General features: G+C 69.6%; 10 protein-coding genes. 7 read left to right on the top strand and 3 right to left on the bottom strand.

Annotation, left to right across the window (positions count from 1 at the left end; all coding sequences use genetic code 11):
- The first annotated feature begins 6 nt into the window (after nt 1–6).
- The 4 genes from ABD727_RS09925 (at nt 7) to ABD727_RS09910 (ending at nt 3,497) form a co-directional block, all read left to right on the top strand.
- Nucleotides 7–705 carry a biotin--[acetyl-CoA-carboxylase] ligase gene (locus ABD727_RS09925; protein WP_344707250.1) on the top strand — a complete coding sequence of 233 codons (699 nt, stop codon included), beginning with the start codon at nt 7–9 and terminating at the stop codon, nt 703–705.
- 4 nt (nt 706–709) lie between these two features.
- Nucleotides 710–1,495 carry a type III pantothenate kinase gene (locus tag ABD727_RS09920; protein ID WP_344707249.1) on the top strand — a complete coding sequence of 262 codons (786 nt, stop codon included), beginning with the start codon at nt 710–712 and terminating at the stop codon, nt 1,493–1,495.
- Between the two features lie 110 nt (nt 1,496–1,605).
- Entirely contained in the window at nt 1,606–3,240 is a 1,635-nt protein-coding gene (locus ABD727_RS09915) for a ribonuclease J (RefSeq protein WP_344708067.1), read from the top strand.
- Nucleotides 3,237–3,497 (top strand): DUF1467 family protein, encoded by a 261-nt coding sequence (locus ABD727_RS09910; protein ID WP_344707248.1) that lies wholly within the window; start codon nt 3,237–3,239, stop codon nt 3,495–3,497. The genes ABD727_RS09915 and ABD727_RS09910 overlap by 4 nt, the downstream gene beginning before the upstream one ends.
- A gap of 9 nt (nt 3,498–3,506) precedes the next feature.
- On the opposite strand, the gene ABD727_RS09905 is transcribed toward ABD727_RS09910, so the two are convergent.
- Nucleotides 3,507–5,804 carry a coiled-coil domain-containing protein gene (locus ABD727_RS09905; protein ID WP_344707247.1) on the bottom strand — a complete coding sequence of 766 codons (2,298 nt, stop codon included), beginning with the start codon at nt 5,802–5,804 and terminating at the stop codon, nt 3,507–3,509.
- 69 nt (nt 5,805–5,873) lie between these two features.
- Between ABD727_RS09905 and ABD727_RS09900 the strand changes: the two genes are divergently transcribed.
- The 3 genes from ABD727_RS09900 to ABD727_RS09890 are packed head-to-tail and all read left to right on the top strand — an operon-like array spanning nt 5,874 to nt 9,422.
- On the top strand, nt 5,874–7,061 hold the full coding sequence (locus tag ABD727_RS09900) for a hypothetical protein (protein WP_344707246.1): 1,188 nt from the start codon (nt 5,874–5,876) through the stop codon (nt 7,059–7,061).
- 38 nt (nt 7,062–7,099) lie between these two features.
- Complete coding sequence (locus tag ABD727_RS09895; protein WP_344707245.1) at nt 7,100–8,125, top strand: hypothetical protein; 1,026 nt, start codon at nt 7,100–7,102, stop codon at nt 8,123–8,125.
- Nucleotides 8,118–9,422: a sensor histidine kinase gene (locus ABD727_RS09890; protein ID WP_344707244.1), complete on the top strand. Its 1,305-nt coding sequence runs from the start codon at nt 8,118–8,120 to the stop codon at nt 9,420–9,422. Before ABD727_RS09895 ends, ABD727_RS09890 begins: the two co-directional genes overlap by 8 nt.
- Here the strand turns inward: ABD727_RS09890 and ABD727_RS09885 are convergent.
- On the bottom strand, nt 9,419–10,705 hold the full coding sequence (locus tag ABD727_RS09885; protein ID WP_344707243.1) for a citrate synthase: 1,287 nt from the start codon (nt 10,703–10,705) through the stop codon (nt 9,419–9,421). The genes ABD727_RS09890 and ABD727_RS09885 overlap by 4 nt on opposite strands.
- Nucleotides 10,705–12,111, bottom strand: coding sequence for a glutamate--tRNA ligase (gltX, locus tag ABD727_RS09880; protein WP_344707242.1), 1,407 nt, complete (start codon nt 12,109–12,111; stop codon nt 10,705–10,707). The genes ABD727_RS09885 and gltX overlap by 1 nt, the downstream gene beginning before the upstream one ends.
- Between the last annotated feature and the right edge of the window lie 32 nt (nt 12,112–12,143).

Genomic DNA, 12,143 nt, shown 5'->3' with positions numbered 1-12,143 from the left:
ACGCCCATGTCGCGGCTCCGCTTCGTCGAGCGGACCGGGTCGACCAACAGCGACCTGCTGGACGCTCGCGAGGCCGCCGAGGGCGAATGGCTGATCGCGGCGGAGCAGGGCTCGGGACGCGGTCGCCAGAACCGAGCGTGGCAGAGCTCGCGCGGCAATTTCCACGGCTCGACACTGGTACGGCTTCGGGAGGGCGATCCTTCGGCCTCGACCCTCGCCCTGACGGCGGGGGTTGCGCTGATCCGCGCGGTCGAAGCGGCGGCGCCCGCGACGGGGCTGATGATCAAATGGCCCAACGACCTGCTGCTCGGCCGCGCCAAGCTCGCCGGCATCCTGCTCGAGCGGCAGGAAGATCGCATCGTGGCCGGCTTCGGTGTCAATCTCGCTCATGCCCCCGCGATCGAGGGGCGCGAGACCGCCGCCCTGTCGAGCGTGGCGCTGGTCAGCCCGCAGGCATTCGCCCCGCTGCTCGCCGCCGCCTTCGCGCGCGAACTGACCCGGTGGCGCGAGGATCCGGTCGGCCTGACCGCTTTGTGGCTGGAAAGCGCGCATCCGCTCGGGACCGAGCTCAGCGTCCATGTCGCCGCCGACGAGCGGCTGTCCGGCACCTTCGCCGGCCTTGGCGAGGACGGCGCGCTGCGGCTCGCCTTGCCGGGCGGCGAAGAGCGGCGCATCCATGCCGCCGACGTGATGCTCGGAGGCTGAGGCGATGCTGCTTGCGGTGGATGCCGGCAATACCAACATCGTCTTCGCGCTGGTGGGCGAGGATGGAAGCATCGCCGCGCGCTGGCGGATCGCGACCGATCCGCGCCGGACGGCCGACGAATATGCGGTCTGGCTGCACCAGTTGCTAGCGCTCGAGGGCTATGGGCGCAGCGACGTGAGCGGAGTCATCATCGGCACGGTGGTGCCGCGCGCGCTGCACAATCTGCAGGTGCTCTCGACGAAGTATTTCGGCACCGAGGCGCTGGTGGCGGGGCAGGGGCAGGCAGGCTGGGGCATTCGCCTCGACGTCGATGAGCCGCACAATGTGGGCGCCGACCGAGCGCTCAACGCCATCGCGGCGCATGCGGTCTGCCCGGGCGACCTCGTGGTTATCGACTTCGGCACCGCGACCACCTTCGACGTGGTCGACTATGACGGAGCGTACAAGGGCGGGATCATCGCGCCGGGGATCAACCTCAGCCTCGATGCACTGGTCGCGGCGGCGGCCAAGCTGCCGCGCATCGCGATCGAGGCGCCTGAGGACCCTACGGTGATCGGCCGCACCACGAGCAGCCAAATGCTGTCCGGCATCTACTGGGGCTATGTGGCGATGATCGAGGGCCTGCTCGCTCGGGTGAAGGCAGAGATCGGACGCCCGGTCACGACGATCGCGACCGGCGGGCTCGCGACCCTGTTCCAGCAGCACACGCCGGTGTTCGACCGGATCGAACCCGACCTTACGATTCAGGGGTTGGCGCTGCTGTGGCGGCGGAGCCTCGCGGCAGGCTGAACGAAATTCGAGGAGCGGAACGGCACTGCAATCCAGCCGCACCGCACCTGACATGACATGATGGATTGCGTGGCCGCGCCGGCATCGGCGGGCATCAGATCGGAATGACTGTGACTCCAGGTAACGAACTACTCTTCCTCGCGCTTGGCGGCTCCGGCGAGATCGGGATGAATGCCAATCTCTATGGCACCCAGGGCAAGTGGCTGATGGTCGACTGCGGAATGACCTTCGGCGAAGCCGACTATCCAGGCATCGACCTCATCCTGCCCGACCTCGACTTCATCGAGCGGCGCCGCAAGGACCTTGTCGGGCTGGTGCTGACCCATGGTCACGAAGACCATATCGGCGCCATTCCCTACCTTGCCGCCGACCTCCAGGTGCCGCTCTACGCGACTCCGTTCACGGCAGGGCTGATCGCCCACAAGCTCGAGGAGGAAGGGCTGTCCGGTCAGGTCAAGCTGCGCCTGATCCACCCCGGCGACGTGCTCGACCTCGGACCGTTCAGGGTCACCCCGGTGCCGCTGGCGCACTCGATCCCGGAATCGAACGGGCTGCTCATCGAGACGGACCACGGTCGCATCTTCCATACCGGCGACTGGAAGCTGGATCCCACGCCGGTGCTCGGCAACCCGACCTCGCCCGACCAGCTGCGCGCGATCGGCGACCGCGGGATCGACGTGATGGTCTGCGACAGCACCAATGCCTTCACCGACAAGGAGTCCGGCTCCGAGGCGGAGGTCTACGACGGGCTGCTCAAGGTGGTGGACGAGGCGCGCGGGCGTGTGGTCGTCACCACTTTCGCGTCGAACGCGGCGCGACTTCACACCATCGGCAAGGTCGCCGAGGCGACGGGCCGGCGGGTCGCGGTCGCCGGGCGTTCGATCGAGCGCTACCTCAAGGTCGCGCGGGCGACCGGCTATCTCACCGACTTTCCTGACACCGTCCGCTACGACGAGGCGATGCGGCTGCCCCGCCGCGAGCTGCTGGTGGTCGCCACCGGGGGGCAGGGCGAGCCCAGGGCCGCGCTCGGCCGGATCGCGGCGGGCCAGCACGAGATCAAGCTGGGCGAGGCCGACACGGTGGTCTTCTCCTCGCGCCAGATCCCCGGCAACGAGAATGCCGTCGGTCGGGTGATGAACCAGCTCGCCATGCTCGGCGTCCAGACGATCACCGAGCGTCAGGCACACGTCCACGTCTCGGGTCACCCGGGCCGTCCGGAACTCCAGCGCATGTACGAGTGGATCCGGCCCAAAACGCTGATCCCCGTGCACGGCGAGCGCCGTCACATGCTCGAGCAGGCGCGGCTCGGTCTCGCCAGCGGGATTCCGGGCGCGCTGGTCCAGGTCAATGGCGACCTCGTCCGGCTTGCGCCGGGCGCGCCGAAGAAGATCGGCGAGGAGCACGTCGGACGACTGGTGCTCGACGGCGATGTCATCCTGCCGGCCGACGGGTCGACCATCAACGAGCGGCGCCGCCTCGCTTTCCAGGGCGTGATCGCCATCAGCGTGGTGCTGAACAAGAATGGCGCGCTTGCCGCCGATCCCCAGGTCCGGATCGTCGGCGTGCCGGTCGAGGAGGATCGTGACGACTTCATCCGCGACGCCGCCCAGACCGCGGCCAAGGCGGTCGAACCGATCCGCGACGAGGAGAAACTGCGCGAGAACATCCGCCTCGCGGTGCGCCGCTGCGCCACCCTGTGGACCGGCAAGAAGCCGAACGTGGAAGTGCTGGTCACCCGCCTGTGACGCTCGTCTCCGCGATCGCCATCTACTTCCTGTTCTTCGTCTTCACGGCGTTCCTGCTGCTGCCGTTCGGAGTGAGGACCGACGAGGAAGCCGGAACGGCCAAGGTCAGCGGACAGGCGGACAGCGCGCCGCATCGCTTCGAGCTCCAGCGCCACCTCCTGCGGTCGGCGCTGGTCTCGCTCGGTCTTTTCGTCCTCTTCTACGTCAATTTCGTCGAGGGCTGGATCGGGATCGAGGACCTCGACTTCTACAACTGAGCCGAGGCCTCAGCGGCGGCGCTCGACCACCTGTGCGAGCGCGGTGTAGAGCCGGCCCATGTCGCTCGACAGCAGGGTGACCGCCATCATCCCGCCCTCGCGCTCGGCCGATGCGCGGCGGAGCATGGTCTCGAAGTCCTGGACATAGCGGGTGACCGAGCCGGCGAATTCGGCGTCGCCCGCGAACTGCTGATCGAGCACGCGCTGGTCGCCCGAGCTGAGCAGGCGGACCGCCTTGCGGGTGAAGACCCCGCGATCGCCCTTGAGGTAGGCTGCCCAGGCGCGATCGTCGACCTCGTCCGATAGGATGCGGCCGACGTCGATCGATGCCGAGTTCATGCTGTCGATGAGGACCGCGGCGCGGCGGGCGAAGGCCTCGCTGTCGGCCGACCGGCTGTCCTCGTCGGTCTTCTGGAGGTGCTGCTCGAGCGCCGAAGCGGTGCGGCCGATATTGAGCATCTGCCGCGACAGCCCCTCGGAGGCGGCCCGTGCAGCCGATAGCGCCTCGGCCGCGACCCGTTCGACCTCGCGTAGCTGTGCCTGCACACTGTCCTCGACCGCGCGGGTGAGCGCAGCCCTTGTATCCGAGGACAGCTGCTCGGCCGCCGCCGGGACCACCGCGGCGAGGGCCTCGCGGGCGCGGGTCGCTGCCTGGGCGGCGGCTTCGCGCACCTGCACCATCGCCTGGACGAGGGCAGGGCCGGTTTCCGCTTCCAGTCGCTGCGCGTCGGCAGCGGTGGCGGCAATGGCTTCGCGCAAAGTGCCGAGACGGGCCTCGGCGCCGCCGACACCGCCGTCGAGCGTGGCCAGCAGGCCTTCAAGGCGGCTCTGGCTCTCGCCGAGTCCGGCGGTGCTCGTCAGGAGACGTTCGCTCGCCTGCGCCGCGGCCTGGTTCATCCATTCGACGTCGGGACGGGCCGCCTGCACCGCGGCAAGCAGCCGCTCGGCGCCGCCTTCGGCACTGCCGAGCGCGCCTGCCAGCTCCTCGCCGCACTCGCGGCTGAGCGCGCCGACCGACGAGCGAAGCTGGTCGGTGCGCGCCGCAAGCTGCTCGAGCGAGCCGTCGCTCGCCGACTGCTGGTCCGCGAGCCCATCGAGTTCGCGGCGGACTCGGTCGATCGCGGTCGCCACCGCCTGGGCCCTGAGGTCACCCTCGGCGGCCAGGTCGACGAAGCGCTGGTCGACTTCGGCCAGCTGTCGCTCGAGGCCGGCCACCAGCGCAGTGACCGCGCGGTCCTGCTCGGCAATCCGGCTCGAAAGTCCGTCCAAGGCGCCGCCCGCATGGGCGAGGCGGCCGCCGAGCTGCTCCGCCGCGTCGTGGCCGGCGGTCGACATGGCGGCGGCGCTCTGCGCGATCAGCGCGTGCACCGCCGCGGCCTGAGCGTCGATACCGCCGCGTACCTCGCCGAGCGCCTCGGCGGTGCGGACGAGCAGCGCGTCGACTTCGGCGGAGGCGCCCGTTCCGGCGTCGGCGACACGCATCGCCGCGGCCGCCCCGGCGCTCTCGATCTGCGTGAGGTGGGCAACGAGGCGCTGGGCGGCGCCACCGACCACATCCTCGGCTTCGCGCGCGCGGCCGGTGACCGCCGCGAGATGCGCCTCGAGCGCCGCGGCCTGAGCACTGGCTTCTCGGCCCGAGGAACGCAGCTCCTCGGCCATGGCCCGGCTGCTCGCCTCGGCCCGCGGAAGATCTTCGAGGAGGACGCCGATGTCGGTGCGGGCGCTTTCCGCGGCCCGGTCGAGCACCGCGGCATGGCGCGCCAGCGCGTCGCTGCCCGCAGCGAACTCGCGAGTGACGGAGCCGAGGCGATGCCCGGTCTCGTCGCCAAGCCGCATCAGCCGGTCGGCATGGCTGCCGAGCGCCGCCTGCTCCTCGTCGAGCCGCTGGCGGAGGACGCCGAGCAATTGCTCGAGGCTGCGCGCCTCGGCCTGCATCGCATGAACGCTGGCGGTGAAACGCTCGGCCTCGCGGCGGCGGGTCCGGCCGAAGATCAGCCAGGCGAGGGCCAGCAAGGCGAGCGGACCGGCGGCAAGCGAGAGCCAGGTCGGGATCGCGGACAGTGTCGGCTGGGAGCGGCCGACCTGCCAGGCGACGAACCCGACCCACAGGACGGCGAGGATCGTGAGCGCGATCGCTAGGACCTGCCTTCCCCCTGCACCTCGCTCCTCGCCGCGCTCGGCCGAAGGTGGGGTCCAGTCGGTGACGAACTCCATTGGCGCGGGCTCGGCGGGGCTGCCGACAGCCTCCGTCAGCTCGAGCGGTTCAGCGGCGGGGCCGGAGGCGGAGCGGGGCTGGGGCGACGTCATGACGCGTGTTTTACCACCTTTGCGGACAAGCGGAAGCGTGCAAGAGGATCGCTCGGGAGGAGGGAAGAAATGGCGCTCGGCGCTCTCATTGCTGCACAGGGCAAAGACGATGCGGGCGGCCTTCACGCCCTGCTTCCGCTCGCTGGCCGAACCCTCGTCGAATATCAGGCGCGCTGCGCCGCCGCCGTCGGCGCCGCACCGATCGTGGTGCTGGTTGAGCGCGTCCCTCCGGCGCTGCAGGCGGCGTTCGAGCGGCTTCGTGCCGACGGCATCGGCGTCATCCCCGTCAGTGACGCCGCCGAGGCCGCGGCTCGCTTCGAACCCGGCCTTTCGGTGCTCCAGATCGCCGACGGGATCGCACCGGCACCGGTACTGCTCGCCGACTTGGCCGAGGAGACCGACCGGAGCATCGTGACCGTCCCCGACGACGAGAGCCATGCCGGGTTCGAGCGGATCGACGACGATCATCGCTGGTCCGGCCTGTCGCGGATCGACAGCGGATTGCTGGCCGACACGGCACGGATGCTCGGTGACTGGGATCTGCAGTCGACCTTGCTTCGGCGCACCGTTCAGGCCGGGGCCCGGCTGATTGCCGCGCCCGAGAACCTCACCCCCTTCCTCGCCGGTACCGAGCGGAGCCCAGACGCCTTCGACCGTCACCTGCTTCGCGCCTCCGAGAGCAGCCGTCGTGACTGGCCGAGCCGCTTCCTCCTCCCGCCGCTCGAGAACCTGCTCGCCGCACAGATCATCCGGACACCGTTGCGGCCGGCATGGCTCCTGTCGGCGGCGCTGGTCATGGTGCTGGCGGCGGGGCTTCTCTTCACCCGTGGGCTGGCGCCCTGGGCGCTTGGCCTGCTGCTACTGGCGAGCCCGCTCGACCGGCTGGCCGAGCGGCTGGCGACGGTCCGGCTTCAGCCGCTGCCGAGGAGTGCCCTGACCCGGCGCTTGCTGTGGCCGGCACATGGGCTCGCGCTGCTCGGGCTTGGCTGGTTCGAGAGCCGACATGGCGGCGGCTGGGGCGCACTGGTCGCGGCGGCGGGGACGATCGCCTTCGCCGAAGCCACCCGGATCGAGCGCGGAGGCCGCGATTTTGCCGGAGAAATCTGGCTCTTCAGTTCGCGCGCCGCGGTCTTCCTCGCCATCCTCTTCGCACCGTTCGGCTGGTGGAGCGCGCTCACCGTCGCTCTCCTCATCTACGCCGCGACGAGTTTCTTCCTCGTCCAGCAGGTGGTCCACGCGCCTCGGTCGAGCGATTGACGCGCCGTTAACGAGGACGGTGCTAACGCGCAGGCAGCATGTCCGAGGAGTGGCCGATCGCCGCGCCCCCGCTAGCGGGAGGCAAGAAGGCTGCCGCGACGGTTCGACCCGTCGACGGCGATCGTCGCCTGTCGGCCGCCGTCCGTGACTTCTTCCTCGAACCGGGCACGCGCCTGACCGAGCAGGAACGGGCGCTAATGACCGCCATGCTCCATGGCCTCGTCGACCGGATCGCCGACGAACTGCGCGCCCGGGTCGATCCGTCGACTGCCGCGGCCTGCCCATCGACCGCGGCAGAGCTGGTGGCCGATCTCACCCGCGCCGGGCTTCTTCAGGACGAGGCGCTGGTCGGACTGTTGCTTCGCCGCGCCGACATCCAGCGGTTGGCCCAGTCGGCGGGCGAGGGCGGGCGCACCCGGCTCCAGCGCTGGACCGCGGACGAGGATGCCGAAGTCGCGGCCTCGGCCATGACCTTGCTGACCGCACGTGGCCGCGGCCGCGACCGCTACGGCCGGATCGCGCTCGACATGGTCGATCTTCCGCAGCCGCTCTCCTTCGGGCTGGTGCAGGTCGTGGCGGCCGCGCTCGGACGCCTGTGCTCCGCCCCGAGCGACAATGCGCTGGCGCTCGCCGCGGCCGACCTGCTCGCGGAGCGCCCGCAAGGGCGCCGCCTCGAGGAGATCGAGGCCGAACTGGCCGAGGCGCTCGGGTCCGAGCGCCGACAAGAAGCTGGGCTGCTCGTCTCACTGGCAGCCGACGGCGAAGCTCCCCTGCTTGCCGCCATTCTCGCCGCCGAGGCGGGCATCGCCCCCGAGGAAGGCTGGCGGTGCCTGCTTGGTGGTGGCGAGCAGCTCGCCCTGCTGCTGCGAATGGCTGGGATCATCCGGCGCGAGGCTGCGGCTCTTCTTGCACATGCCGGGCCGGCGCTCGGCTTCGGCGATCCAGTCAAAGCGATCGAGGCCTATGACGCCTTGGCGCAGGAGCAGGTCGACGCCGCTCGCGCCGAGCTTGAACTTCCGCCGGCCTTTCGCCGCGCCAAGGCTGTGCTTGCCCACCATGGCTAGCCTCCCTGTCCAGCCGCCGGTGACGGCGCGGGTCGATCCGAGCGGGCGGCTGGTCTCGGCCGACCCGGCGCTGCTTGCGCTCCAGGAAGCGGCGGGTGGCCGCCTCGGCACCGAATTGGCCGTCCCGCAACTCGCCGCGGTCGCCAGGCTTGCCGGACGGCTCGGCGTGCCGATCGAGCGGCAGGTGCTTGCCGCGAACGACAGCGAGGATCTCGAGCTTTGGCTGCTTGCCAAGCCCGACCGCGAGGGCGTCACCCTGTCGGTCGAGCGCTGGCTTGCCCGTCCGCCGTCGCGTTCGCGCTGGTCCGGGCGCGCGGGCGGCGAAGGAGAGGAAGCGGCGTCGGACACCGACCGGCTGCTCACAGATTCCGAGCTTCGGATCGTCGAGCTCAGCCCCGGCCTGGCCCGCCGCTTGCGCCTTGGGGAAGGCGCGGTCGGCCAGCCGCTTGCCCGGTTGCTTCGACCGGTCGAGGATTCGTCCGGCAACCTGCCGCTGTTGTCGGCGCTGGGTAGCCGCGGCTCCTTCACCGCGCAGCCTGCTCTGCTTCGGGGGAGCGACGAACCCTTGCTGCTCGACGGACAGCCGCGCGAGGAAGACGGCCGCTTCGCCGGCTATGTCGTTCGTGTGCGGATTCCGTCGGATGCCGCGCCGCTCGCCGCTCTCCCGCTCGACGATCTCCTCAAGGAGCCTCTGGCCTCGATCATCGGCCAGGCGGAGGAGATTGCCGGGCGGAGCGAAGGCCCGCTCCGCAGCGACTATGCCGGCTATGGCACCGACATCGCCGCCGCCGCCCGCCACCTGCTTGACCTGCTCGCCGCGATCAGTCGCGAGGCATCGCCCGATGGCAGTGCCCCGGAGGGAGAGACGATCGACCTCGCCGAGCTGGTGCTCGATGCCGCCGGGCTGGTCCAGCCGCAGGCCGCCGAGCGCGGGATCGTCCTCGACATCGGCGGGGAAGGGCGACTTGCCGCATTGGGGCAGGGCCGCGCCATCTGCCAGATCCTGGTCAACCTGATCGCCAACGCGGTCCGCTTCTCGCCCGCGCAGGGCAGCGTCTCGATCACCCTCGAGCGCGGCGCACAGGCGAGCGTCACCGTCAGTGACCTTGGGCCCGGGGTCGCGCCCGCCGATCGAACGCGGATCTTCGAACGCTTCGAGCAAGCCGGGACCAAGGCGGGCAGCGCCGGCCTCGGCCTTGCCATCTCCCGCCGCCTCGCCCGCGAGATGGGCGGGGAAGTGGCGCTGCTCGAGAGCAGCACCGGAGCGGTCTTCCGCCTTTCGCTTCCGTCAGCCTAGCGGCTGGCGACCGGAACGTAGTCGCGCTGCGTGGCGCCGGTGTAGAGCTGGCGCGGACGGCCGATCTTCTGCTCGGGATCGGCGATCATCTCGTTCCACTGCGCAACCCAGCCGACGGTGCGGGCGAGGGCGAACAGCGCGGTGAACATCTCGGTCGGGAAGCCGATCGCGTTGAGGATCACGCCCGAATAGAAGTCGACGTTCGGATAGAGCTTCTTGTCGATGAAGTAGCTGTCTGAAAGCGCGATCCGCTCCAGTTCCTTGGCGACGTCGAGGACCGGATCGGAGATGTTGAGCTCGCGCAGGACCTCGTCCGCGGTCTGCTTCATCACCTTCGCGCGCGGGTCGAAGTTCTTGTAGACCCGGTGTCCGAAGCCCATCAGGCGGAACGGATCATCCTTGTCCTTGGCACGGGCGATATAGGCCGGAATGTTGTCGACGTGGCCGATCTCGCGCAGCATGTTGAGCGCGGCTTCGTTGGCCCCGCCATGCGCCGGGCCCCACAGGCAGGCGATGCCGGCCGCCATGCAGGCGAAGGGGTTGGCGCCCGACGAACCGGCCAGCCGGACGGTCGACGTCGAGGCATTCTGCTCGTGATCGGCATGGAGGATGAAGATCCGGTCCATCGCCCGCTCGATGATCGGATTGACCACATACTCCTCGGCGGGGACGCCGAAGGTCATTCGCAGGAAGTTGCCGGTGTAGCTGAGCGAGTTGTCCGGATAGAGGAACGGCTGCCCGATGCTGTACTTGTGCGCCATGGCCGCAATCGTCGGCATCTTCGCGATCAGCCGGTGCGACGCGATCTCGCGCTGCTTGGGATCGGTGATGTCGGTGCTGTCGTGGTAGAAGGACGACAGCGCGCCGACCACGCCGCACATGATCGCCATGGGGTGCGCGTCGCGGCGGAAGCCGCGGTAGAAGGTCGACAGCTGCTCGTGCAGCATGGTGTGACGGCTGATGGTGTAGGTGAACTTGTCGAGCTCTTCCTTGGTCGGAAGCTCGCCGTGGAGCAGCAGCGCGGCCACTTCCATGAAGCTCGACTTCTCGGCCAGCTGGTCGATCGGATAGCCGCGGTGGAGCAGGATGCCCGCTTCGCCGTCGATGTAGGTGATCGCGCTGCGGCAGCTGGCGGTGGAGGTGAAGCCCGGGTCGTAGGTGAAGGCGCCGGTCGCGCCGTAGAGCTTGCGGATGTCGACCACGTCCGGACCGACGCTGCCGCTCAGGACCGGCATGCCGAGGTCCTTGTCCCCGAACTTCAGGGTGGCGTTCTGATCCGACATCAATTGCACTCCATCATCATCTGATCTTCGATCCTGGCCAGGCTTTCGCCCTGCCCCAACAGTACCAGCACGTCAAAGATGCCGGGGCTGGTGGCCCGGCCGGTCAGCGCCGCACGGAGCGGCTGGGCGAGCTTGCCGAGCTTCAGACCCTCTTCTTCTGCGAGCGCCTTGACCACCGCTTCGGTTCCCTCCTGGGTCCACTCCGACACGCCGCTGAGCGCCGTGTGGAGCCGGCCGAGCAGCGCCCGGGCGTCGGCGTCGAGCAGGCCGCTTGCCTTCTCATCTAGGTCGAGCGGGCGCTCGGCGAACAGAAAGTCGGCATTTGCGCTGAGTTCGTTCAGATCCTTCGCCCGCGCCTTGAGCTCGGGCATCGCCCGCTCGAGGAGCGCGAGTTGCTCGGCGTCGAGGCCGAAGCGGCGGGCGGCGACGAGGACGCTCAGCCGCGCGTCGTCGGCATGGCGGATGTAGTGGCCGTTCACATGCTCGAGCTTCTTGAGGTCGAAGCGGCTCGGGCTCTTTCCGACATGGTCGATGTCGAACCACTCGACGGCCTGTTCGCGACTGATGATCTCGTCGTCGCCATGGCCCCAGCCGAGCCGCAGCAGATAGTTGAACAGGGCTTCGGGAAGGATGCCCATCTCATCGCGATAGACGTCGACGCCGAGCGCTCCGTGGCGCTTCGAGAGCTTGGCCCCGTCCGCGCCGTGGATCAGCGGAATGTGCCCGTAAGTGGGCTCGGGCCAGCCCATCGCACGGACGATGACCAGCTGGCGGAAGGCGTTGTTGAGGTGGTCGTCGCCGCGGATGACGTGGGTCACCCCCATATCATGGTCGTCGACCACCACCGCCAGCATGTAGGTCGGGGTGCCGTCCGAGCGCAGCAGAACGAAGTCGTCGAGCTCCTCGTTGCGAACCACGACCCGGCCCTGGACCATGTCCTCGATCACGGTCTCGCCTTCGCGCGGGGCCTTGAGCCGGACGACGAAAGGCGCGTCGGGTGCGGGGGCGTCGGTGCGGTCGCGCCACTCGCTGACGATGCGGAAGGGCTTCTTCTGCGCCTGCGCTTCCTCGCGGCGCCGGGCCAGCTCCTCCTGGGTCAGGTAGCAGCGGTAGGCCGCGCCTCGCTCGAGCAGCTGGTGCGCCACCTCGGCATGGCGGGCTTCGAACTGCGACTGGAAGTGCGGCTTGTCGTCGCCACCGATGTCGAGCCACGAAAGGCCGTCGAGGATCGCCTCGATCGCCGCCGGGGTGGAGCGCGCCCGGTCGGTGTCCTCGATGCGCAGCAGGTAGCGTCCGCCATGATGGCGGGCGAACAGCCAGTTGAACAACGCGGTCCGCGCCCCTCCGATATGGAGATAGCCCGTCGGGCTCGGCGCGAAGCGGGTGACGATGGTGCTTGCGCTCAAGCGCGCTTTCCTCTTGTCTGGTCCATGCCGGA

It is taken from the genome of Sphingomonas swuensis, assembly GCF_039538045.1.
GTDB classification, from domain to species: Bacteria; Pseudomonadota; Alphaproteobacteria; order Sphingomonadales; family Sphingomonadaceae; genus Sphingomicrobium; species Sphingomicrobium swuense.
This window is presented reverse-complemented; position numbering and strand designations above follow the sequence as displayed.

Bases quoted from the DNA above. Each gene is read 5' to 3' on its own strand.
- ABD727_RS09925 (WP_344707250.1), top strand. From the start codon at position 7: ATGTCGCGGCTCCGCTTCGTCGAGCGGACCGGGTCGACCAACAGCGAC.
- ABD727_RS09920 (WP_344707249.1), top strand. From the start codon at position 710: ATGCTGCTTGCGGTGGATGCCGGCAATACCAACATCGTCTTCGCGCTG.
- ABD727_RS09905 (WP_344707247.1), bottom strand. From the start codon at position 5,804: ATGACGTCGCCCCAGCCCCGCTCCGCCTCCGGCCCCGCCGCTGAACCG.
- ABD727_RS09900 (WP_344707246.1), top strand. From the start codon at position 5,874: ATGGCGCTCGGCGCTCTCATTGCTGCACAGGGCAAAGACGATGCGGGC.
- ABD727_RS09895 (WP_344707245.1), top strand. From the start codon at position 7,100: ATGTCCGAGGAGTGGCCGATCGCCGCGCCCCCGCTAGCGGGAGGCAAG.
- ABD727_RS09890 (WP_344707244.1), top strand. From the start codon at position 8,118: ATGGCTAGCCTCCCTGTCCAGCCGCCGGTGACGGCGCGGGTCGATCCG.
- ABD727_RS09885 (WP_344707243.1), bottom strand. From the start codon at position 10,705: ATGTCGGATCAGAACGCCACCCTGAAGTTCGGGGACAAGGACCTCGGC.